This is a genomic window from Streptomyces sp. Ag109_O5-10 (genome assembly GCF_900105755.1).
Classification (GTDB): domain Bacteria; phylum Actinomycetota; class Actinomycetes; order Streptomycetales; family Streptomycetaceae; genus Streptomyces.
On the sequence record NZ_FNTQ01000001.1, the window covers coordinates 4,521,514 to 4,544,340 of the forward strand.

A 22,827-nucleotide genomic window follows, 5' to 3' on the forward strand; every position below is an offset into this window, starting at 1 on the left:
GGGCGAAACGGTCCGGCTCGGGTGTCCACAGGGTGTGGACACCCGAGCCGGACCGGCGGTGCGTGGGGCTCAGTTCCGTACCGTCAGGTACAGCCAGCCGCCCCAGGTGTCCGCGTTGCTCGTGTCCTTGGAGCTGTGGACGTACTCCGTCCGCACCCGGAACCGCTGGTTCACCGCGTGGGTGAGGGCCAGGTGGGTCACGCCGGTGCTGCCCGGCGTCATCGAGAAGCAGGAGGACGTGCCGATGGTGTGCCAGGCGCCGCTGTAGTACTCCTGGGCCTGGAACTTCATGCACTGCCCGGACTTGTCCGGGGTCACCACGCCGACCACCTGCGGCTGCACGGTGTGGTGGTAGACGCGGTAGGTGACCCCGCTGTAGGTGGTGCTGGTGTAGTAACCGCCCAGCCGCTCCGCGATCTTCACCTGGGTGGCGGCGGAGTGGGTGGCCGTGGCGGGGGCGTAGTGGTAGCCACCCCCGAAGGACGCCGTGTAGACGGTGGAGCGGGTGGGCTTGTACGTCGCCTTCAGGTTGCCCTTGCTGTCCACGGTGCCGGTCTTCAGCAGCGTCTTCCTGCCACCCGCGGGGGTCGCGTAGACCGAGACCGTGCGGCCGTTGTACGTGGTGCCCAGGTGGGCGGTGACGGTGGCCGTCGCGCCGTAGGCGTACGTCGCCTTGTCCGTGGTGACCGTGACCGTCGACTTGGCGCGGGACACCTGGACGATCGCCGAGGCGGTGGCCGCCTGGTGGGCCGCGTCGCCCGGGTAGCTCACGGTGTAGGTGTTCGCGCCGCCGACGGTCGGGGTGTCCTTGACCGTGACGGTGCCGTCGGCCGCGACGGGCGCGGTCCAGGTCGCCGGGGTCGTGGTGTGGGCGGCGTCGGTGCGGGTGACGGTGACCGTCTCACCGGCGGGGTAGGGCGCGTCGCCGAGCTCGCCGGTGAAGGAGAGGGCCGCGCGGCCGGCGGTCGCGGGGGCCTTCAGGGTGAGGGCCGGGGCGTAGGCGGAGACCGTCAGGCTCGGTTCGTCGCCGCTCGGCTCGTGGGTGGCGTCACCCGCGTAGGAGAGGTGGTACGTGAACCAGCCGGCCGCCTCCGGCGCGTCGGTCACAGTGAACTCCTCGGTGGCCGGATCGACGGTCACCGAGGGGAGCCGGACCGTCTCCTGGGTGTCCTCGTCGATGCGGGACACGTCGACCGTGGTGCCCTGCGGGAAGCTGCCGAGGTTCAGTTCGGAGGTGAGCGTGCCCTTGATGACGACCGAGTGCGGGCTCGCCGAGTCGATCTCCGAGCCGGCGATCGTCGTGGACAGCCGTGCCACGTACACCTTGAGGTCCGCCGTCGCGGGCCGGTGAGTGGTGTCTCCGGCGTACGACACCTGGTACGTGTACGTGCCCTCGTCCTGCCGGGTGTCGCTGACGGCGAAGGTGCCGTCGGTGCCCACCGTGGTGTCGGGCAGCGGCTCGCCGTCGCGGGTGACCTGGAGGGCGGCGCCGGCCGGGAGGATGCCCCTGGTGGCGAGGGTGCCGGTGAAGGTGAACTGCTGGGTGGGGACCGCGTACTGGGGCGGGTCCAGGGTGAGGGTGGTGTCGGTGAGCTTGGTGGAGCCGAGCACGTCGAGGCCGTAGGCGCCGGAGGAGTCCCGGGTGACGGCGTACAGGGTGGTGCCGTCGCCGCCCCAGGTCAGGCCGTCCGGGGCGACGGTGGTGCCGGCGGGGAAGGGGACGTGGTTCTCCGCCAGTCTGCCGTCGACGTAGACGTAGAGGCCCGCGGTACTGGCCGCGGCGGTCGTGCCGTCGGTGTCGATCGCGAGCGAGCCCGGGCCCACGCCACCGGTGTAGTAGGGGGCGGGATTGGCGCGCGACAGGTCCGAGGTGCGATAGGTCTCCAGTGCGGCTGCTGGGTGGCGCCGAGCAGCACGGTGGCGCCGTCCCCGGTGACCTGGAACCCGGTCGCGGTGCCGCCGTAGACGTCGGTGTCGGCCTTGGCGGTGGCCGTGCCCGAGGAGACGTCGAAGGTCGCCACGTGGCTGAGGCTGTTCAGCGGCTCCTCGGCGGCGAGCACTCCGCCGCCGGCCGCCAGCAGCGGCGGGACCGACCAGTGCGAGAGCGAGGGCGTCGACACCGTCCCGGACGCGTCGACGGAGCCGATCGCGCCCGTGCCGTCGGCCGTCCGGTAGCCGTACCAGACCTTGCCGCCCGCCACCGCGACGGAGACGGGCGCGCTGCCGGTGCCGGTCGGGTAGCGGGTGGCCTCGGTGAGCGTCGCGGTGTCGACGGCGGCGACCGCGTCGCCGTCGGCGAGGGCCGCGTAGAGGGTCGAGCCGTCGGCGGAGAGCGCGAGGCCCGTGGCGCCCTGCTCGTCCGTGATGGTGGTGACCGGGGTGCCGGACAGGTCGGTCACCAGGATGCCTGCCGAACCGGCCCCCTGGCTGAAGAAGAGGTGCTGGTGGGCCGGGTCGGCCACCATGTGCGCGTAGTGCGCGAGTGGCAGCGACGCCGTGCTGTCGGCCAGGGCGGCGGGGCCGGTGAGGCCGACAACGGCGGTGGTCAGCCCGGCGACGACGGATGTCGCCGCCGAGAGCGAGACCTGCTTGAGGCGCATGGAGCTCCGGGGAAAAGGATGATCACGAGGTGAGATGGCTGTGCGGACGATAACCGGTCCCGATGGACGGGCAGTTGTCCGACAACCTGATCTTCACCATGTTCCGGCAAAGACTCCGGCCTCCCGTCCGGCCGGGGCCGCCGGCGCGGTGAGCGCCGGCGGTGTCCGCTACCGGCGCGGGCCGCCGAACCTGCCGAAGGTGTGGCTGAAGTACCAGGGGTCCTGGGCTATGCCGGAGCAGGCGTTGGCGCCGCCGGTGCCGACGCAGGTGCCGTTGTCGCGCTGGAGGGCCCAGAAGGAGAGGGTGTCGATGCCCTGGGCGGCCGCCCAGCGTTCGACGGTCGCGGCGTTCTGGGTGGTGAAGGTCTCCGCGGGACCGAAGTCGTCGATGCCGGGCATCTCGGTGACGCCGGTCATGCCCCACAGGTCCTTGGCGCTCTTGTGCGGGAAGAGGGCGTGGAGCTGGGCGTGCAGGCCGTCGGCGGCGGTCCGCGTGTCGGCGGCCATGTCATGGGCGGCGCCGTCGTAGTAGTCGAAGGTCATGATGTTGACGACGTCCACGCGCGCGTGGTTGGCGACGGCGTTCTGGAGGACGGCCAGGCCGCTGTCCGCGAGGCCCTTGGTGGTCGTCGGCAGGGTGTAGGAGAACTGGAGCGGCCGACCGGTGCGTTCGGCCCAGTGTTCGGCCTTGGCGATCGCCTTGTTGCGGCGGTCGATTCCGGCCGCGTTGGCGAGCGAGTCCGCCTCGATGTCGAGGTCGATGCGGCTGATGCCGTACGTCGTGACGAGCTTCTCGTAGACCCCGGCGATCGCGTCCACGTCGGTGCAGCTGTCGGCGAGTTCGGTGCCGGTGGTGTCGGCGCCGTAGCCGCCGAAGGAGGGGATGGCGTTGCCGCCGCGGGCCTGGAGGGCGGCGATGTCGGCGCCGAAGGCGGCCGGGGCGATGGGCTGGGTGGCGTCGCCGTTCCAGTCGGCGGTGCAGGAACCCGCGGCGGGCGTCTGGAGGAAGGCGAGGGTGAGGTACTTGTTGCCGGACTCGGCGGCGAGCGCGGCGGGGCTCTCGCCGGTCCAGGCCTCGAAGTAGGGGGCCGCTACGTGCGCGGGCATGGGCTTCACGTGGTGCGAGGCGGCGTGCGAATCGGCGTGCGCGGCGCCTGCCCCGAGGGCAACGAGCGCGGCGGAAAGGGCAGTTGCGGGCAGGGCGTGCAGGGCACGAGTGCGTCTCATGGATGCCCATAGTTGGACTAGACCAATTGACTGTCAAGGTTCTTTACGACCAACAGACCCTTTCGTTCGATGAGGCGTCAGGAGGCGGTCACCTCCGATCAGTTCCGGCCAAGGATTTTCATGCGAAGATTTGAACTGACCATAAGAGAGTCATTAGGGTCTGTTGCCCGAACCTCTGCTCGGAAGGAGCTCGCCTCCGTGGCGTCCCACCGTCGTGCCAAGCAGCCGGGCCGTGCCCGTGTCACCGTGCTCACCTCCGCCGCCGCTGCCGCCGTGGCCCTGAGCGCACAGGCGGCCAACGCCGCGCCCGTCGAGAAGCCGAGCAAGAACGAGGTCAAGTCCCGGGTCGACAAGCTCTACGAGGAGGCCGAGCAGGCCACCGAGAAGTTCAACGGGGCCAAGGAGAAGCAGGAGAAGCTCCAGAAACAGATATCCGCGCTCCAGGACTCGGTCGCCCGCGGGCAGGAGGAGCTGAACGAACTCCGCGACGGCATCGGCTCCATGGCCACCGCCCAGTACCGCAGCGGTGGGATCGACCCGTCCCTCCAGCTGTTCCTCTCCTCCGACCCGGACAGCTATCTGGACAAGGCGTCCACCCTCGACCAGCTGAGCGGCCAGCAGGTCGAGACGCTGAAGAAGATCCAGGCCAAGCAGCGCGAGTTGGCGCAGGAGCGGGCGGAGGCCACCGGCAAGCTCCGGGACCTGGCCGCCACCCGCACCGAACTGGGCAAGAAGAAGAAGGAAGTCCAGGCCAAGCTCGCCAAGGCACAGAAGCTGCTCAACAGCCTCACCGCCGCCGAGAAGGCCGCCCTCGCCGCCGAGCAGGACCGGGCCAGCCGGTCCTCCAGTGCGCGGGTCGACCTCGGCAACGACACCTCCGCCACCGGCAGGGCCGCCGCCGCCTTCGCCGCCGCGAAGACCAGGCTCGGCTCCCCGTACGTCTACGGCGCCACCGGCCCGTCCTCCTTCGACTGCTCGGGCCTCACCTCCTGGGCCTACGCGCAGGCCGGGGTCTCCATCCCGCGCACGTCCGAGTCCCAGTCGACGATCGGCACCAGGATCTACTCGGCGTCCGGCCTCCAGGTCGGCGACCTGGTCTTCTTCTTCAACGACCTGCACCACGTGGGCCTGTACGCGGGCAACGGACAGATCCTGCACGCCCCGCGCACGGGCACGGTCGTCCGCTACGAGTCCATGTCCACCATCGGCGGCCCGTTCATGTTCGGCGTCCGCGTCTGAGCCCCTGACGGGGCGCTTCCCTCAGCCCTCTGTCTCCGGGCGGCCCTCGGTCGCCCAGTGGGTGTGGAAGGCGCCCTCCCTGTCGACGCGGCCGTAGGTGTGCGCGCCGAAGTAGTCGCGCTGGCCCTGGAGGAGGGCCGCGGGGAGCCGGTCGGCGCGGAGCGTGTCGTAGTGGGAGAGGGCCGCCGAGAAGGCGGGGACCGGGATGCCCCGGCGGGCCGCGGACGCGACCGTCTCCCGCCACGGCACCTGCGCGTCCGCGATCTCCTTCGCGAACTCCTCCTCGGCCAGCAGGCTGACGAGGTCCGGGTCGGCCCGGTAGGCCGCGCGGATCCGGTCCAGGAAGGACGCGCGGATGATGCAGCCGCCCCGCCAGATCCTGGCCACCGCCCCGAGGTCGATCTTCCAGCCGTACTCGGCGGCCGCGTCCTGGATCATCGTCCAGCCCTGGTCGTAGGCGATGACCTTCGAGGCGTACAGGGCGTGTTCGACGCGGGAGGCGAAGCGGTCGGCCTCGGTGGCGCTGAGCGGTGGGGTCGTGCCGCCGGGGAGTCCGGCGTAGGCGGCGCGCAGCGCGGCGCGGCCGGACGCGGCGCGGGCGAAGGTCGCCTGGGCGATCGCGGTGACCGGGGAGGCCAGGTCCAGCGCGGTCTGCACGGTCCAGCGCCCGGTGCCCTTCTGCCCGGCCGCGTCGGCGACGACGTCGACGAAGGGCGCGCCGGTGGCGGCGTCGACGTGCGCGAGGACGTCGGCGGTGATCTCGATGAGGTAGGAGCCGAGCCGGCCGCCGTTCCACTCGCGGAAGATGTCGGCGATCTCGGCCGGCGCGTACCCGCCGACCTGGCGCAGCAGGTCGTAGGCCTCGGCGATGAGCTGCATGTCGGCGTACTCGATGCCGTTGTGGACCATCTTCACGAAGTGCCCGGCGCCGTCCGCGCCGACGTGCGTGGCGCACGGCTCGCCGCCCACCTTGGCGCTGATGTCCTCGAACATCGGCCCGAGCACGGCGTACGACTCCGCCGAGCCTCCCGGCATGATCGACGGCCCGTGCAGTGCGCCCTCCTCGCCCCCGGAGACGCCCACACCCACGAAGTGCAGGCCCTTCTCGCGCAGCGCGGCCTCGCGGCGGCGGGTGTCGGCGAAGTGGGCGTTGCCGCCGTCGATGACGATGTCACCGGGTTCGAGGAGCGGCACGAACTCGTCGATGACGGCGTCGGTGGCGGCGCCCGCCTGGACCATGATCATGAGGCGGCGGGGCCGTTCCAGGGCGGCGACGAACTCGGCGGCGGTCTCGGCGCCGACGAAGTCGCCCTCGCCGCCGTACTCCTGGAGCAGCGCGCGGGTGCGCGCCGGGGTGCGGTTGTGGACGGCGACCGGGTAGCCGTGCCGGGCGAAGTTCCGGGCCAGGTTGCGGCCCATCACGCCGAGGCCGGTCACGCCGATGGCTGCGGATGCGTTCACGGGGGGACTCCGTTCTGCGGACGCCTGCTGTGCCCGGAGGTACGGGTGGACGGCGGCCGGGCGTTCAGCCGCGGCGAGCGCGGTGGTGAACCGGCAGACCGAAATCCGAGCCGGGCCGATCATCCGAACAGGCGAAAGTCGCGGCGCCGGGCGCGTGGGGCCGCCACCCGGCGAGCCGGCCGTCAGAGGATCCGAAGATGCGAAGGGATGATCTACGGCTGCTCACCGCCGCGCTGGTGCTCCTCCTGACCGGCGCGTTCCTCACCACACCCGCCAAGGCCGACGAGCGCCCGACGCACTGTGCCTTCGGCCGGCGCAGCGCCCCGCCGCCCGCTGCGCACAAAGACGGCCCGGACCGCGCCACAGGCGGCGGTCACCGTACCGTTCACACCGGCCGCACCGCCCGCTGGACCGCGCCCACCGTCGGCTACCGGCTGTCCGCCCGCTACGCGGCCAAGGGCCGCCTCTGGAAACACCGGCACACCGGCCAGGACTTCGCGGTCGACACCGGTACGCCCGTGTACGCCGTCGGCCCCGGCAGCGTCGTGGCCGCGACCTGCGGCGACGCCTTCGGCAACCAGGTCGTGTTACACCATCCCGACGGCTACTACACCCAGTACGCCCACCTGTCCGTCATCAACGTCCGCCGCGGCCAGCACGTCTCGACGGGCCAGCGGATCGGCGCGGCCGGCTCCACCGGCAACGCGGAGGGCCCTCACCTCCACTTCGAGGTCCGCACCACCCGGCACCTGGGCTCCGAGGTCCCGCCGCTCCCGTGGCTGCGGCAGCACGGCGTGAGCGTGCCCGCGAAGCCGTCCCCGGCACACCTCCGCCCGACACCGGGCGCCTCGGCCACCGCATCGGTCACGACCACCGCGGTCGCGAGTCCGGCGTCGTCGCCGGCGACCGCCAAGCCGTCCGCACGGGGGACGACCGTCCCGCCGGGGCACCGCCGCCCGGCGAGGCCGCACAGGACCACGAGGCCGCAGGTGCCCCCGGCACCTCAGGCGACCCCGCTGAAGCACTGGATCCCGGCATCGGTGTGGGATCCGGCGACGCTGTGGGACCTGACGGCACGGCGGATGCCGGGGACACAGCCGTAGCATGCCGACGGCGCACAGGGTCACGGTATGACCACTTAACGTGACCCCTGTGCGGGGAGCGGCCAGACTGCCTCCCATGGCACGTCTGAGGTTCCTGTGGGTCGCCGTGCTGGTCGCCCTCCTGCTGCTGCCCGTGTCCCGGCCGGAGATCCCGCGGCCCGCCGCACCCGGGCCCTTCGGGGCGTACGTCGGGTACGGCGCCGACGGCGTACGGCGGGTGGCGGCGCTCGGCGGCTGGCTGCGGGACCGGCCCCGGGTCGGGCACACCTACCTGCCGGGCGACGTGTGGCGGAACATCGAGGGCGCCCCGGACTTCGTGCGGCTGTGGGCCCGTTGGCGGCAGGCCGAACCCGACCGGCTGCTCGTCCTCAACGTGCCGATGCTGGAACACACCGAGGCGCACGTCCCCGACGCCGAGGTGCGCCGCCAACTGCGGCTCGGGGCGAGCGGTTCGTACGACGTCCACTTCCGCGCCCTGGCCCGCCGGCTGGTCGCGGCCGGCGCGCCGGACACCGTCGTCGTGCTCGGCTGGGAGATGAACGGGGACACCTACACCCATCGCTGCGGCCCCGACCCCGCCGCCTGGCGGGCGTACTGGCGGCGGATCGTGACGGCCATGCGGTCGGTGCCGGGCGCCCGGTTCCGGTTCGACTTCGCGCCCAACCGGGGCCGGGACGCCGTCCCCTGGACCACCTGCTACCCGGGGGACGCATACGTGGACGTGCTGGGGATGGACGCGTACGACGCCCCGCGGGGGATGTCCTTCCAGGAGCAGGTGGCCGAGCCGTACGGGCTGCGGGCCCAGGTCGACTTCGCCCAGGCCCACGGCAAACCGGTCTCGTACCCCGAGTGGGGTCTGTACGAGAACGGCGACGATCCGGCGTACCTGCGATCCATGCTGGACTGGTTCGCGAGCAACCGCCCGCTGTACCAGACGATCACCGACTACTGCCCGCACGGCGTCTGGCAGTGCCGCGGCAACCCCAGGTCCACGGCGGTGTACCGGTCCCGGCTGCGGGGCTGACCAACCGCGGCCCGGGTGCTAGGAGTTCGCGCTGGACGGGCCGAAGAACTCGATCTCGGCGATGGCCACCTGGGTGCGGCCCGACGCCTGGTATGACGAGTCGATCGTGAAACGGACGGAGACGACGTCCGCGGCCCGCAGGTCACGGGTCTGGCCGCCGGCCGCCTGGTCGAGGGTCAGTTCACGGGTCAGGGTCTTGCCGTCCGCGGTCTTGATGGTCGCCGTCAGGCGGTGCGGCAGGGCCGACTTGTTCAGCTGCTCGTTGTGGGTCGACTCGCCGGAGGTGATGACGACGTTCAGGAGCCGGGTCGGCTCGTCGAAGTGCGCCTCGACCCACTCGCCCTGGCCGGCCCCGGCGATGCCCGGTCCCCACCACGTGTTGTTCAGCTTGTCGAAGAGCAGCTCCGGCTTGTGGCCGGCGTAGGCGCGGGAGGCGCGGTAGCTGTCCGGGGAGACCGGGGCGCGCTTGGCGAAGTGGTCGCGGGTGGCGCTGACCGCCTTCGGCGTGTTGATCGCCAGGACCGTGACGCCGGTGAGGACGACGGCGGCGACGATCCAGGTGAGGACGCGGTCGAAGGTGCGGCGGAGGCGGGGGCGGTCGCCCGCCCACGGGGTCTCCCTGTTGCGGAAGTCGAAGATGCGGCGCCACCAGGGGCGGCGGGCCGCGGGGCCGGTGTCGGGGTGGCCGGCCATGGGCATGGCGCAGCGGGTGCAGAAGTGGCGGTCGTGGCGGTTGGGGGTGGCGCACCAGGGGCAGGGGGTGCCGCCGTGGGCGCCGAGGTCCTCGCCGGGGGCGCGGACTGCGGCGGGGCGCTGGGGGGTGGGGCGGCCGGGGAGGACCGGAGCGATGGGTTGGGGGGCCGGGGTGGGGGTGGGCTCGCTCACCGGGATGAGGAGGCGGCGGGCTCGGTCGTGGTCGTGGCCTTGGCCTTGGCCTTGGTCCGCGGGTGGGTAGGGGGTGGGGAGGGGGGTGGTTTCGGCCGTGGGTGAGGTGACGGTGGGTGGGGGCTGGTCGCGCAGTTCCCCGCGCCCCTGAAGGGGCGCTGTCGTGGACGGTGTTGAGAGGTTGCCGTGGGGCTGAAGGGGCGCTGGTGCGGACGGTGTTGACAGGTTGCCGTGGGGCTGAAGGGGCGCTGTCGTGGGCGGAGTTGGCGCCTTGGCGGGGGGCTGGAGGGGGGCTGTCGTGGGCGGAGTTGGCGCCTTGGCGGGGGGCTGGAGGGGGGCTGTCGTGGGCGGAGTTGGCGCCTTGGCGGGGGGCTGGAGGGGCGCTGTCGTGGGCGGAGTTGGCGCCTTGGCGGGGGGCTGGAGGGGCGCTGTCGTGGGCGGAGTTGGCGCCTTGGCGGGGGGCTGGAGGGGGGCTGTCGTGGGCGGAGTTGGCGCGTTGGTGGGGGGCTGGGCTGTGGCGGCGGTTGTGCGGCTGTCTTGTGGGGGGAGGCCGGTGGCGCCGTCTCCGCGGGTGAGGGCCTCCCAGCCGGGGCCGGCGGACGGCTGCTGTGGGGGCTCCTCGTCGGTGGCCGCCCAGCTCAGGACGGCGCCGCACGCGTCGCAGAAGGACCGGCCCGGTTCCGCGACCGTGCCGCACTCCGTGCAGTTCCGGTTGGTCGTCATCGCTGCGGGGTCCTTTCGGCGGACGCGGTCACCTGGACCGTGTAGGGCATGTGAGCGGGACGGGCGGCGGCCACGAGGTGCTCCAGGCGGACCTCGTCGGCCGGGGTGGGGGACGGCAGCGTGAGGTGGACGTGGAGACCGGGGCGGGGAGTGCCGGGGAAGGCGCCCAGCGGGCGGGCGCTCCAGTCGGCGCCGCCGCTCTCCGTGATCTCCGGTGGCACGCCGAAGGCCAGCCGGACCGTCTCGGACAGGCCCCAGCGGGTGCCCCGGATGCGGTGCAGGTAGGCGGCCGCGGCCACGGCCGCGCGGAGCAGGGGCGCCGATTCCGTGCCGTCGGTCTCGGCGCCGACCCAGGTGCCGAGCCACGCCGCGAAGTCCAGCGGGGCCAGCGCCGGGTCGAAGTAGCTGGGCAGGCAGTCCAGGACGTTCGGGATCGGGGCGATCACGTCGTCCAGGCCGGCGACGAAGCGCAGGGCGAGGTCGTCGTCGGCGAAGACCGCAGGGAGCATCGGGCCGATGGGGACGGAGGAGCCCAGGCCGTCGATCGAGCCTCTCAACGGGGGCCTCCGGTCGGGTTGTTGCCGGTCATTCGCCGATCACCCTCACCCGGTGGTCGTAGGAGAAGACCAGGGACGGGGCGTCCAGGTCGATGCGGTCGGTCGGATCGCCGCGCTTGCCGGTCAGCGGGTCGGCGGGGTGCAGGACGACCTCGTCGACGAGTTCGATGCCGGGGACGCGCTGCAGCACCGCGAAGATCTCACCGGACTGCACCGGGCGCCCGAACGGCCAGCCCTTGCCGTCCGCACCGCCGGTGAGCGGGTCCAGGTGGCGGTAGAGGGCGTCGTGGGCCTGGCGGCGGACCCGGTCGACGTCCACACCGCGGAAGGCGTGCACGGTGGCGGCGACCGTGACGCCCTGGTAGAAGGGCGGGCCGACCGCGAGCCGGGTGCCGATCAGCCGGCGTTCGTCCAGGTAGCGGGTGATGCGGTCCAGCAGGGCGTCGCCGGGCACGAGCTGCTCGAAGCGGAGCCGGCCGCCCGGGTCGGAGACCGCCTGGGGCACCACCAGGACCCGTACCGCGTACGAGCCGTGCTCGCTCTCCTCGCCCTCCAGGCAGGTGATCCGGGCCGTCTCGGGCGCGGCGCGGCGGGCCAGTTCCTCGTAGTCGCGCAGCGTCACCGCCCGCTCCTGGGCGCGCAGTGTGATCGGCGCGCGGACCTTCGCCTCGGCGACCGTCTCGCCGTCCACTCCGCCGCGCGCGGCCTCCCGGTTGACGACCTCCGCGACGTACGGGATGGAGGAGCGCAGGATCTGCACGGCCCCCCGGGCCACGTTGCCGTCCCGGCCGCCGCCGGTGCGGTAGCGGCGGGCCCGGATGACCGCGCCCTTCGGGGCCACCGCGCCGTACTGGCGCAGCGAGCCGTCCGGTTCGCGGACCGCGGGGCCGAAGGCGATCTCGCCGGTCGTCGCGTCGAGGGTGAGGTGCCGGTCGTCCGGTCCCGAGGCCGCGAAGTGCGGGACGACCTGCCAGTCCACCCAGCCGCCCTCGCCGTCGTGCTCGGCGGTCTGCAGGAGGAGCGGCGGGTCGTCCCCGACGACGGGGGCGTGGGCGAGCCGCAGGCGCTGGCCGGGCAGGCCGGTGGACTCGCCGAGCGCCTCGTCCTCGACGGTCTCCGCGTGCACGGCGGCCGTGGTGCCGCCCACCGTGCAGGCCTCGACGAACCGGACCGTCGGAGAGGTGGTGTAGAACGGCTGGTCGGAGTGCGGCTCGGTGACCCGGCAGCGCAGCCAGCTGGCCTCCAGGCCGCCGTTGCGGGACAGCACATGACCGCCGGGAACGTGCAGGACGACCTCGCCGGGGCGGTTCAGGCCGCCGGTGCCGTCCCGGTCGACCTCGCACTCCTTCCAGCCGTCCTCCGTCCACGCCTCCCACACCAGCGGGGGCTGCCGCGGGTCCACGCCGACACCGTCGACCCGGCTGTCCAGGTCCAGGGCGACCGCGCAGTGCGGGACGGCGGCGGACAGGCCGAGGAGCATGCAGTCGCCGGGATTGGGGGACTCGTTGAAGCACAACAGGTCCTTGCCCTCGGCGAGGTCGTGGGTGAGGTCGACGACCGCCGACCCCTCCTGCTGACGCAGCAGGTGCCGCAACTCGCTCGGCACGATGGTCAGTTCCCGCTCGGTCGCGAAGACCACCGCCTCCTGCGTCTCGGTGCGGCGGGTCGCCACCTCGGTGCCGACCGGCACCGGAACCGCCTCCTCCTGGGCGGCCGACAGCCAGAACGTCACGTCCGTGCGGGCGGCGGAGGGCGGGAACAGCGTGATGCCGACCAGGTCGAGGAAGGCCAGGTGGTTCTTCTCCGGAACCCGGTTGAGGCGGTACACGATCTGGTCGGCCATGTGCGCGACCGTCTCCACCAGGGTGATGCCGGGGTCGGAGACGTTGTGGTCGGTCCACTCCGGGGCGCGCTGCTGGATGTAGCGCTTGGCGTCGTCGACGAACTGCTGGAAGCGGCGGTCGTCGAGGTTCGGGGAGGGCAGGGCCATCGGGATCAGCGGTCGCTTTCGGAGGAGTCCGGGGAGGCGGGAGGCAGGTCCGGCTCGTCGTGGGAGGGGATGACGTAGAAGGGGAAGACCAGGCTGCGCGGGTTGTTGGTGCCGCGGATCGAGTAACGGACGTCGATCATCAGCACGCTCGGGTCGGCGCCGGTGGTGACCTCGACGTCCTCGACCTCGATCCGCGGCTCCCAGCGGTCGAGGCTGACGTGCACCTCGTGCTGGATGCGGCCGGCGGTCTGCTCGTTGACGGGGGCGAAGACGAGATCGTGGATGGCGCAGCCGAACTCAGGCCGCATCGGGCGTTCGCCCGGGGCCGTGGAGAGGATGAGCCGGATGGCCTCCTCCACCTCCTTCTCGCCGCTGACCAGCGCGATGCCGCCGGTGGGCCCGATCCGCAACGGGAACGACCAGCCGGAGCCGACGAACTGCTCTGCCATCAGCCCCGCACCCGCCCCTCCGGGAGGACCTGCCGGCCGCTCGCGCCGGAATCACCGCGCCCGCTCATGCCGGGATCACCATCACCGTCAGTCCGCCCATCATCAGGTTGCCCAGCACCGGCACCTCGGGGGCCTGGATCGCCACCGTGGCCAGGGAGCTGATCGCGACGGCGGCGTTGCCGCGCAGCGACAGGGCCGCGTTCGCCATCACGTTCACGGCGGCGGCGTTCACGGAGACCGCGCCCGCGGGGGCCTTGATGTCGACGAGTTCCGCGCTCTGCAGGGACAGCGGTCCCCCGCTCCTGATGCTGAGCGCGCCGCCCGCCTTCAGCGACAGGTTGGCGCCCGCCTCGACCGACACCGACCTGCTGCCCTTGATGGAGACGCTGCCCTTGCTGTCCACGGTGATCTCGGTCTTCTGCCGGTCCAGGAAGACGGTGAGCTTGTCGTCGCCGCTGGCCAGCCGGACGCCCTGTTTGCGGCCCCGCTGGTCGAGCAGGTCCATGCGGTTGCCGACCCGGTCGGAGACGGTGTGCCGGGTGGCCCGGCCGCGCATGCCGTCGTGCAGCGGCACGTCCTTGACCCTGGTCGGCTTGTCCTTGCCGTTGTAGAGGCCGCCGATGACGTACGCGTGGTCCAGGGCGCCCCGGTCGAAGGCGACGAGCACCTCGTCGCCCACGTCCATCGGGAAGACCCCGCCGCCGCGCACCCCGCCCCACTGCATGGTCCGGGTCCAGTCGCTGACGTAGGTGTCGTCCAGCCACGGGAACTTGAGCTTCACCCGCCCCTGCTGCAGCGGGTCCTGCACGTCGGTGACGAGGGCCTGCGCCACGCTGAGCTGCCGGTCGCCGCCGGCGTCCCCGGCGCCGCCGGAGGCGACACCGTAGAGCGAGCGCCACTGGCGGCCGCTGACGGTGATCCAGGTCTCGTAGTGCTTGGCGTCGCCGAAGACGTGCCGTACCGAGGTGACCGTGTACTTCCCCTCGAAGGGGTCCCCGACGTCCGCGAGCGCCACCGGAACCCCGGGCCGCAGTTTGGGATTGCCCCGCACGACCACCTCCACCTCGGCGAACGTCGACGTCACGTCGTCGGAGAGCGCATCGGCCGCGTACTTCACCTCGGTCTGCTTGTCGTACGGCGTACGCGTCTCGACCAGCTTCGACGTCTTGAACTCGCCGGCCGCCGCGGCCGGGGTGGTGCCGATGCTGTAGCCGGTGTTGGAGGCGGGGGTCGCGGTCGCCGTGAGCGTCTTCTTCGTCCGTACGTCCCAGCCGCGCGACTCGACCTTGTTCACCTGGTCGGAGGCGGTGACCGCGGTGCGCAGCCGCAGGATGTCGTGCCGGGCCTCCAGCACGAACGGGCTCTTGTCGCCGTCGGTCTGCGGCGAGGGCGCCCCGGAGGCGCTCTTCTGCTTCACGAACTGGAACTTGCCGTCGGCGTCCACCGACATGACCATCTCGTTCTCGTCGGCGAGGCGGGCCAGGAAGTCCCAGTCGGTGACGTTCGACTGGCTGATGAACTCGTAGACGGTCTTGGTGGCCTGGATCCGCCCGATCGGCACGCCGTCCTGCGCGGCCAGCTTGCGGGCGATGTCGGAGGCGGTCTGGTTGCGGTAGGCGACCACGCGGCGCTGCCGCATCAGCCGGAACCCGTAGTCGTAGCCACGGACCACCGCGTAGCTGCCGGTGCCGTCGTACTCGGCCTCCATCGCGGTGACCTCGCCGGTGAGCAGCGGGTCGCCGGTGCCCTGCCCGTCGGAGACCGGCGTGATCACCACCGGGGTGCCGAACTGCACGCCCAGCTTGCCCAGCAGCTTGCGGGACGGGTCGCGGAAGGTCAGCTGGAAGGCGGCCGGCACTCCGACGCCCTGGTCCACGTGGGCGTCGACGAGATACCGCCCGTACTCCGAGGTCGCGGTCAGCTCCTTGCCGCCGATGACGACCTTGATGACGTTCGAGAAGGCATGCTTCACCATCAGGACCGCACCTCCTCGGCGGCCGGCAGCACCAGTTCCGTCCCCGCGGGCAGCCACCCCGGGTCGTCGATGTCGTTCGCGTCCGCGATCGCCCGCCAGGCGGCCGCGTTGCCGTACTCCCGCCAGGCCAGCGACTGCAGCGAGTCCCCGGCGACGACCCGGTGCACGCGCTGCGCGGTGAGCGCGCCGGACGTCGGGTTCTGCCCCGCGGTCTTGCTCGGGATCTCGTGCAGCTGGAGCCGGCAGCTGGCCCGGATCGGCATCCCGCTCGTCCCGAAGAGCGAGTAGGAGACGTCGGCGGAGGCCACGTACGCCGTGAAGTTCGCCGTCGAGAACGAACCCCACTGGAAGACCACCCACGGCGGCGACGGCTGCTTGGCGGCGATGCTCTTGCTGGTGACCTCGCAGCAGGCCAGCAGCGACTCCACCTTCTTCATCACGTCGTTGCTGTCCGGGTCGTCGGACCGGTCCAGGAAGATCTCCACGCTCATCTCACGCGGGTGGGTGCCGAGGAACTCCGGCAGCGCGCCGTCCCGTTCGATCGGCGCCGCCGAGGACTTCCAGTCCGCCCGGCGGGCGATCGACAGCTGCGCCGGGTTGAACTCGAACCCGAACGTCTTGATGATGCCGCCCGGACTGGTGCTGGTGCCCACGGGCGGCTCGTGAATCGCGAGGGTGGCCCGCACGAGGCTCTTGCCGGCGCCCCGGCTGCTCCTGGCCATGATCTGCTCTGCCTCTCAGTCCGTGAATCCGTGGTGGGCGATCTCCAGGACCTCCGTGGCCACGGACGGGTTGCCCGCGTCCAGGGAGGGCCCCTGCCAGCTCACCGGCAGCACGTCGAGCAGCCCCCACCGGGCCACCTCCGAGCCGTCCGCGCGCAGCGCCGTGATCTGCCCGGTGGGCCGCTCGATCCCCGTCTGCACGGACGAGATCCACTTCGCGACCTTCGAGGTGTCAGGAGTGAGCGGGCGGGTCAGCCGGATGTGCGAGAAGGTGACCCGGGTCGGCAGCTGCCACACGAACCCGTTGTTCCCGCCCTCCTGCCGCTGCTCGATCTCCACCTGCGACGACAGCCCCTCGCACCCGTTGAAGTAACCGAGGTCCTCACCGTCGATGGAGAGGCTGAACCAGACTGTGGTTCCCGGGTCCTGGCGATCCATCGGCAGGCCTTTCTGTGGGTGGTGCGCGGTCGTCGTGATCAGGGGCGGTCAGAGGCCGTCGGGGGTGGTCAGGGGCGGAAGTCGCGGAGCTTCCCGACGCGTTCGCGGTCGCGGCGGAGTTCGGTGCGGACCTGCCGGGTGATCCGGTCGATGATCCGGTGCACGAGGGCGTCCACCTGGAACTCGGTGAGGGCCCGCGGATCGAATCCGCCGGCCTCGACGGCCGTGTAGCCGGGCGGTGGATCGTCGGCGGCCGAGGCCGAGGCGGAGTACCCGGGCGGCGGCGGGCCGTCGGGGGGAGGGGGCTGCCTGGACGTCTGGGTCCGGGGAGCCGACGGGCGGGTGGTGTGGGCGGCCGGTTCCTTCTTCAGGGAGTCCGTGGGGTGGTGGCCGCCGGGGGACGCGGTGGGGAGGGCGTCGCGCTGGACGGTGACGCGGCCGAGGGGTGCGACGGGGAGCGGTGCGGTGGCGGAGATCGGGGTGGTCGGGCGCAGGGGGACGGGCTGAGCGGGCGCGGAGGTGGTGGCAGCCGGCTTGACCGGCAGGGCGGGGGGCGGAGTCGCGTGCGCGGTCGCGGCCCGCTGCACGAAGAGGGGCAGGGGGGCCGGGGCGGTGGTCATGGGGAACGGCGACCCCGCCTGCCGCTGCACGGCCGGCCGGCTGCTTCCGGGGGCGGGAGGGGCCGGGGCGGTGGTGCGCTGGACGAAGGGGGGCCAGGGGGAAGGCGGTGCGGCCGTCGCCGCAGTGGCCGCCGGGGCGGGGCCGGGAAAGGACGGGAGCGGCGGCGGCACGGGACCGGCGGAGACCGGCAGGAACGACTGAGCCGGCCGGGGTCCCTCGGCCGTCGACGGTGGCAGGCCCGGTGCCGAGGCGCGCTGCACCGGGCGGGGCGCTCCGGGCACCGGCGGGGAAGAAGCGGCCGGCTGGTCACCGGACGGAGGACTCGACGTGCCCGCCGCCGAACCGCTCGCCGGACCGCTCGACGTGCCGGCCGCCGGACCGCTCGACGTGCCAGCAACCGGACCGCTCGACGTGCCAGCAACCGGACCGCTCGATGGACCGCGCACCGGACCGCTCGATGCCGGTTTCCGCTGCACGGACGGCACGGCCGACTGGCGGCCGGCGGACCTCGCGGCGGCCGCACCCGCGGCGACGGGGCCCGCGACGGGGGCGCCGAGGCCGAGGCGCGGGGCGCGCGGAGGGGTCGTACCGGCACGCTGTCCGGAGGCGGCAACGGGACCCGGCGCCGGCGCGGGCCGGGCCGCCGGGGCCGGGCCGGCGGACGACGGTGCGTGTCCCTGCTCGCGCGGGCCGGTCGGGGTCTGCGCGGCCGGGACGGCGGCGGACGAGGGCTGCGCGGCCTCCGCCGTCCGCCGCTGTACGGACACCTCGTGGGCACCGCTCCCCGCGGCGGTCGGAAGCGGAGCGCCGAGGCCGGGGCGAGGGGCGCCCGGGGTCGTCGCGGCACGCTGCACGGGAGCGGGCGCGGAGGCGGGTGCGGCCGCCGTCGTCCTCGTCGTCGCGGTGGTGGCCGCGGTGTCCCTGCCGACCTCGCCCGGTGGCATCGGCACGGCAGCCGGTACGGCTCCCCCGCCTGCCGGGCGAGGCGCCTCCCGTACGCCGTCGGTTGCCCCCGCGCTCTCCCTCACCGTCCGCTGCACGGGCGCCTCGCGGCCACCGCCCGGGGCCGGGGACCCCGAGGGCGGCGCGCTCCGCGGGGCGGCCGTGGCACGTGAGGCGGGGGGCAAGGCGCCCACCGTGGGCGAGGCGGCCGTGGCGGATTCGGTGCTGGTGGCGCCGGTGGCCGCCGTACCGGAGGACCCGGGCCTCGGTGCCGAAGTCGCCTCCGCGCGACCGCTTTCCGGAGACGGCGGCGTGTGCCGGGTGGCCGGGCCGGTGCCGGTACCGCCCGGTGCCGGAGCCGTCTGGGGACTGCCGGGCGAGGGCAGGGCCGGAGGGACCGGGGTGCGGCCGCCGTCGCTCACCGCCTGCCGCTGCACAGGGGTCCGCGCTCCGGCGCCGGGCATGCCGGAAGGCCTGCCGTCGCCCGGGGACGTTGCGGACGCCGAGCGGGCCGCAGGGGCAGAAGGGGGCGTCGGTGAGGGCGACGCGGGGGCCGTACGGGCCGTAGCCCCGGGCGACACCGGTGCCGAGGCCGTCGTACCACCGCCACCTCCGGTGGACACCCTGGTCGGGCTCGCCCCCGACGCCGGTGCCGTTGTGCTCGGCCGGGCGGTCGCCGGTGCGGCACCGGACGCGGACCGCTGTACGGCGGCAGGGGCCGGCGCCCGCCTGGGAGCAGCGGCGCGCGGGGCGCTGCCGGAGGAGGTACGGCCATCACCGCGCGGACGCGACCAGCCGCCGGTCACCCGCACCGGATCCCCGCCGCCGCCCTCGACCGCCCGCTGTTCGACCCCGTCCGCCCCCGTTTCGGCGCCCGCTCGGTCACCCTCGCCCGACGCCGGCACCGCGGCCTCGGTGGCCGTCACCCGCGGCGCCGACGGCAACGTACGCCGCTGCACGGCCGTCACCGACGGGCCGGCCGGTGCCGTCGTCAGCGCGCTGCGGCGCGGCGGGACGGGAGGTGCGGGCGCGACGCGCGGACCGGTGGCCGGAGCCGGGGCGACCGGAGTCGGCTGCGGCGCCCACGCCACCGGCACCGCGCTCGAAGCGGCGGCCGACGTGACCGACCGCTGGACAGCGGGCACCGCCCGCTGCCCGGACCCCGGCGCGCTGGGGGCGGATCCCTTGTCCTGGACGGTCGACGGGGCCACGGGGCCCGGCGCGCTGTTCCCGTCCCGTGCGGCTCCGGGTGTCACCCCGGTTCGCCGCGCGGCCGCACCACCACCGTGCCGGCCCGCCGACCCCACCCGCTGTACCGCCGGCGCCACCGGTCCGGCCGATCCCACGGCCCCGGCAGACCCGATGGATCCGGCGGGCCCCGCGGACTCCCGGAGCGTGGCCCGCCGCGGGTCCGTCGTGGCCGGCCGCGTAGTTCCCCGCGCTCCTGACGGGGCGCTTGCGCTCCCGACCGCCCGCAACGGCACCACCGGAACCGACGCACGGCGGCCGGCCGTCGGACCCGGCTGCCCGGCGGCTCCCGCCGGCCCCGCCAACGGCAGTGACTGCACCGGGCGTTCGAGGCCGGACACGGCCCCCGCGCCCGTGGTTCCGGTACGGCCGCCACCGGCGAGCCGCGCGCTCGACTCGCCGTCCAGGACGGCGTGCGAGCGCGTGCCCATGAACGACGGGTTCTGCCAGGTCGGCAGCCGGCCGCCGAACCCGGTGTCGGCGACCGGGCCGCCCGCCCCCAGCGCACGCTGGATCGGCGGCAGCCCGGACCAGGCCGCCGCCACCACGGGACGCGGCACCTCCGCGGGAGCCTCAGGCGCGCTCCCGTTCCCGTTCCCGGCCCCGCCGGCGTCGGACCCGCGGTCGCGCCCCCGTACCCGATCCCACAGCCCCACCTGTCAGCCCTCCGCTCCTGCGGAGGCCGCCGCCCTGGTCACCAGAGACGCGATCTCCGCCGTGTAGCGGCGGCGGTCGGCGTGCTCCAGGTCCAGGATGTCCTCCAGGTTCCAGTGGAAGTGGTAGGCGACGTACGCGATCTCCTCGTGCAGCCGGTCGGTCGCGTACGTCACGATTCCCCCAGGCGGCTCCCGCCGAGTTCCACCTCGAAGGGCTCCGAGCAGTGCGGGCAGTTGACCGCGGCCCGGGTGTGCCCCTCGGCGTTGATCTGGCGGTAGAAGTCCTGGAGGAACGCCAGGTCGGAGGCGAACATGTTCTCCACGATCCCGTCGTGGACGAGCGGGAGCGTGCCGAGGCGGGTGATGACCCGGCCGAGGAGCACCACCGACAGGAACGCGGGGTTCTCCTGGACGCGGACGTCCCGCAGCGGGATCAGCTCGTCGCGCGCCGTCGACAGGCGCATCACGCCGTCGCGGTGGACGGTGCCCTGCTCGTCGACGTACCCGCGCGGGAGCTGGAACGGGAACTCCGTGCGCAGCACCTCGACGGGCGCCTCCGGTTGCGCGGGCGCCTGGGGGGCCTGAGGCGCCACCGCCTCCGGTGCGAGCGGCGCCCCCACACCCCCGGCCCTGACAGCCGAACGCCTCATTACTCGATGACCAGTTCTTCGAACGTGATGGTCACCGTCTCGGTCAGCGCGGACGCCTCGCCCGCCTTCACCGTGCTGGTGTCGATCTTGCTGCACCAGGCGTTGCGCAGGTTGTAGCGCTTCACCGGGTTGTTCTCGAAGTCCATCATGATGATGGAGGCGTTCTTGCGGGCCGTGGTCATCTGGCCGTTGATCGACTCGTTGATCCACTGGGTGAACGACGAGGACTGGGTCATACCGCGGACGACCGTGCAGGTGCCGTTCTTCTTCACGCCCGGCAGGTTGCGGACGTGGTTCTTCCCGTCCGGCGTGTTCTGCTGGTAGGTGATGACGTCCTGCTCCATCGTCATGCCGCTGACCTCGGCGAGGTACTCGACCATCACGCCGTCGATCTGCAGGCCGAAATTGTGTGATGTGAGGGCGTCACCCGGCTGGAGACTCATGTGTTACTGCCCGTTCTTCTCAAGGTGCCGTGACATCGGGGGGGTTGAGGGGCCGGAGGCCCGCTACTCCTGCAGTTCGCCGCTGCCGCTGCTGAACTGGGCCAGCCGGAAGATCACGAACTCGGCGGGCTTGACCGGCGCGATGCCGATCTCGCAGATCACGCGGCCGACGTCGACCGACTCCGGCGGGTTGGTCTCCTCGTCGCACTTGACGTAGTACGCCTCCTCGGGCCGCTGCCCGAACAGGGCGCCGCTGCGCCACTCGTTGACCAGGAACGCGGAGATGTTGCGCCGGATGCGGGCCCAGAGGTTGTGGTCGTTGGGTTCGAAGACCACCCACTGGGTGCCGATCAGGATCGACTCCTCCAGGTAGTTGAAGTACCGGCGGATGTTCAGGTAGCGCCAGGCCGGGTCCGAGGACAGCGTGCGCGCGCCCCAGATGCGGATGCCGCGGCCGGGGAAGGCGCGGATGCAGTTCACGCCGATGGGGTTCAGGAGGTCCTGCTCGCCGCGGGTGATCTGGAGCTCCAGGTCGACCGCGCCGCGGATCACCTCGTTCGCCGGGGCCTTGTGGACGCCGCGCTCGGCGTCGTTGCGGGCCCAGACGCCGGCCACGTGGCCGGACGGCGGGATCAGCCGGGACTGGCCGGAGGACGGGTCGAAGGTCTTGATCCAGGGGTAGTACAGGGCCGCGTACTTGGAGTCGTAACCGGCCGTCTCCTGGCGCCAGACCCGGATCTGGCGGGCGTTGAGGCCGGGCGGCGGGTCGATGACGGCGACCCGGTCGCCCATCAGCTCGCAGTGCGCGATCAGGCCGAGCTGGACGGCCTTGACGGCCTCCAGGTCGATCGCGCCGCGCTGGTAGGCGGCCATCAGGTCGGGCACGGCCACCATGGACACCTCGTCAACGGCCTCCAGGCCGCCGAAGCCGGTGCGGTCGGCCGAGTCGCCGAGGTACTCGGCGGGGCCGGGGTGGGAGCCGGCGCCCGCGACGGGGGACGCGGACGCCGGCGTCTGGGTCGGGGCCACCAGGGCCACCGTCTGGTTGTCCGGACGGGCCAGCTGCGCGGCGGGCGCGGCCTCGGTCACGGTGATGAGCTTGGAGCGCTCCTTGACCTGGGTGACCACGTAGTTGCGGCCGCCCTTCTTCGCGGTCACGTCGAAGGTCTCGACGGCCTTGCCGCCGTCCTTGACGACCAGCCTGAAGCGTTCGGCGGGGCCCTCGCCCTCCGGGTCGGCGACCTCGACGCTCAGGTCTCCGGAGGCGATGGCGCTGACGGTGAAGGTGCCGAGCTGCTTGGCCTCGCCGGGCGGCAGGGCGGCCGGGGCGGCCGAGGTCCCGACGGCGGCGGGCGCGCCCACGGTGCCCTCGGCGTCTTCCCGGCTGCCGCCGACACGGACCACGTAGGCCGCCGTGCCGCCGTTGTTGAAGAAGCCGTAGACGGAGTGCGCGAGGTAGTACCCGTCGGTGAACTCACCGAAGGACGCGACGTACTGCGTCCAGTTGGTCACCAGCGTCGGCTCGTTCAGCGGACCGGTCGGGGCCAGGCCGACGAAGGCCGCCACCGACGTGCCCACCCCCTCGATCGGGCGCGAGCCGCTGGCCACCTCCTCGACGTAGACGCCGGGCGACAGGTAGGACGGCATGCTCTGCTCTCCTCGGGGTACGAGACAGGAACGCTTCCCACCCTCACGCGCGAAGCGCGTTCGGTGAAACGTCCTCCGGTGCCCGGACCCGGGCACACCTGTTGCCCCCAAGGGCAACCCCTGGGGGCAGCCACCCGCCGCAGGTCACCGGCCACGGGCCGGGAGCGCCTCGACTCCCCGTTGTTCACCGGTGGGTTCCGCGTCCGACCTCTTGTGGACCCGTCCCG

19 protein-coding genes are annotated in these 22,827 nt (G+C 73.2%); 4 read left to right on the forward strand and 15 right to left on the reverse strand.

Going from position 1 to position 22,827, the window contains the following annotated elements:
- Window positions 1-69 precede the first annotated feature (69 nt).
- Entirely contained in the window at window positions 70-1,824 is a 1,755-nt protein-coding gene (locus BLW82_RS20710) for a hypothetical protein (protein ID WP_256215897.1), read from the reverse strand.
- A 944-nt stretch (window positions 1,825-2,768) separates the two neighbouring features.
- Window positions 2,769-3,827: a chitinase gene (locus tag BLW82_RS20715; RefSeq protein WP_093500579.1), complete on the reverse strand. Its 1,059-nt coding sequence runs from the start codon at window positions 3,825-3,827 to the stop codon at window positions 2,769-2,771.
- 198 nt (window positions 3,828-4,025) lie between these two features.
- Here BLW82_RS20715 and BLW82_RS20720 point away from each other — a divergent pair, with 198 nt between their 5' ends.
- The gene (locus BLW82_RS20720) at window positions 4,026-5,066 is read left to right on the forward strand and encodes a C40 family peptidase (protein ID WP_093500581.1); all 1,041 of its coding nucleotides are present in this window, start codon (window positions 4,026-4,028) and stop codon (window positions 5,064-5,066) included.
- Window positions 5,067-5,087: 21 nt separating this feature from the next.
- On the opposite strand, the gene gndA is transcribed toward BLW82_RS20720, so the two are convergent.
- A complete protein-coding gene (gene gndA, locus BLW82_RS20725) occupies window positions 5,088-6,527 on the reverse strand; it encodes an NADP-dependent phosphogluconate dehydrogenase (protein WP_093500583.1) in 1,440 nt (479 codons plus the stop codon).
- Window positions 6,528-6,724: 197 nt separating this feature from the next.
- Between gndA and BLW82_RS20730 the strand changes: the two genes are divergently transcribed.
- Both BLW82_RS20730 and BLW82_RS20735 read left to right on the forward strand, forming a co-directional pair.
- Complete coding sequence (locus BLW82_RS20730; RefSeq protein ID WP_143063698.1) at window positions 6,725-7,630, forward strand: M23 family metallopeptidase; 906 nt, start codon at window positions 6,725-6,727, stop codon at window positions 7,628-7,630.
- Window positions 7,631-7,706: 76 nt separating this feature from the next.
- Window positions 7,707-8,654, forward strand: a complete 948-nt coding sequence (locus tag BLW82_RS20735) for a glycoside hydrolase family 26 protein (RefSeq protein ID WP_093500585.1) — start codon at window positions 7,707-7,709, stop codon at window positions 8,652-8,654.
- Between the two features lie 18 nt (window positions 8,655-8,672).
- Here the strand turns inward: BLW82_RS20735 and BLW82_RS46315 are convergent, their stop codons facing one another.
- The 8 genes from BLW82_RS46315 to BLW82_RS20785 form a co-directional block, all read right to left on the reverse strand.
- Window positions 8,673-9,539: an NADase-type glycan-binding domain-containing protein gene (locus tag BLW82_RS46315; protein WP_371131366.1), complete on the reverse strand. Its 867-nt coding sequence runs from the start codon at window positions 9,537-9,539 to the stop codon at window positions 8,673-8,675.
- Between the two features lie 719 nt (window positions 9,540-10,258).
- The gene (locus BLW82_RS20755) at window positions 10,259-10,819 is read right to left on the reverse strand and encodes a phage tail protein (protein WP_177233021.1); all 561 of its coding nucleotides are present in this window, start codon (window positions 10,817-10,819) and stop codon (window positions 10,259-10,261) included.
- A 28-nt stretch (window positions 10,820-10,847) separates the two neighbouring features.
- Window positions 10,848-12,809 carry a putative baseplate assembly protein gene (locus BLW82_RS20760; RefSeq protein WP_093500591.1) on the reverse strand — a complete coding sequence of 654 codons (1,962 nt, stop codon included), beginning with the start codon at window positions 12,807-12,809 and terminating at the stop codon, window positions 10,848-10,850.
- A 5-nt stretch (window positions 12,810-12,814) separates the two neighbouring features.
- Window positions 12,815-13,258, reverse strand: a complete 444-nt coding sequence (locus BLW82_RS20765) for a GPW/gp25 family protein (RefSeq protein WP_093500593.1) — start codon at window positions 13,256-13,258, stop codon at window positions 12,815-12,817.
- A 64-nt stretch (window positions 13,259-13,322) separates the two neighbouring features.
- Window positions 13,323-15,233, reverse strand: coding sequence for a VgrG-related protein (locus BLW82_RS20770; RefSeq protein ID WP_093500595.1), 1,911 nt, complete (start codon window positions 15,231-15,233; stop codon window positions 13,323-13,325).
- The gene (locus BLW82_RS20775; RefSeq protein WP_093500597.1) at window positions 15,233-15,955 is read right to left on the reverse strand and encodes a CIS tube protein; all 723 of its coding nucleotides are present in this window, start codon (window positions 15,953-15,955) and stop codon (window positions 15,233-15,235) included. The genes BLW82_RS20770 and BLW82_RS20775 overlap by 1 nt, the downstream gene beginning before the upstream one ends.
- A gap of 15 nt (window positions 15,956-15,970) precedes the next feature.
- Window positions 15,971-16,393 (reverse strand): phage tail protein, encoded by a 423-nt coding sequence (locus BLW82_RS20780; protein ID WP_093500599.1) that lies wholly within the window; start codon window positions 16,391-16,393, stop codon window positions 15,971-15,973.
- Between the two features lie 68 nt (window positions 16,394-16,461).
- On the reverse strand, window positions 16,462-17,013 hold the full coding sequence (locus tag BLW82_RS20785) for an extensin (RefSeq protein WP_143063699.1): 552 nt from the start codon (window positions 17,011-17,013) through the stop codon (window positions 16,462-16,464).
- 328 nt (window positions 17,014-17,341) lie between these two features.
- Here BLW82_RS20785 and BLW82_RS20795 point away from each other — a divergent pair, with 328 nt between their 5' ends.
- Window positions 17,342-19,927, forward strand: coding sequence for a hypothetical protein (locus tag BLW82_RS20795; RefSeq protein WP_143063700.1), 2,586 nt, complete (start codon window positions 17,342-17,344; stop codon window positions 19,925-19,927).
- Here BLW82_RS20795 and BLW82_RS44525 read toward each other — a convergent pair.
- From BLW82_RS44525 to BLW82_RS20815, 4 genes are all read right to left on the reverse strand, one after another.
- On the reverse strand, window positions 19,864-20,034 hold the full coding sequence (locus BLW82_RS44525) for a DUF6760 family protein (RefSeq protein ID WP_089100305.1): 171 nt from the start codon (window positions 20,032-20,034) through the stop codon (window positions 19,864-19,866). The two genes, BLW82_RS20795 and BLW82_RS44525, sit on opposite strands and share 64 nt — an antisense overlap.
- Window positions 20,031-20,510 (reverse strand): hypothetical protein, encoded by a 480-nt coding sequence (locus BLW82_RS20805; RefSeq protein ID WP_093500607.1) that lies wholly within the window; start codon window positions 20,508-20,510, stop codon window positions 20,031-20,033. Before BLW82_RS20805 ends, BLW82_RS44525 begins: the two co-directional genes overlap by 4 nt.
- Window positions 20,510-20,953: a phage tail protein gene (locus tag BLW82_RS20810; RefSeq protein ID WP_093500609.1), complete on the reverse strand. Its 444-nt coding sequence runs from the start codon at window positions 20,951-20,953 to the stop codon at window positions 20,510-20,512. The genes BLW82_RS20805 and BLW82_RS20810 overlap by 1 nt, the downstream gene beginning before the upstream one ends.
- Before the next feature lie 63 nt (window positions 20,954-21,016).
- Window positions 21,017-22,600, reverse strand: coding sequence for a phage tail sheath family protein (locus BLW82_RS20815; RefSeq protein ID WP_093500611.1), 1,584 nt, complete (start codon window positions 22,598-22,600; stop codon window positions 21,017-21,019).
- Window positions 22,601-22,827 lie beyond the last annotated feature (227 nt).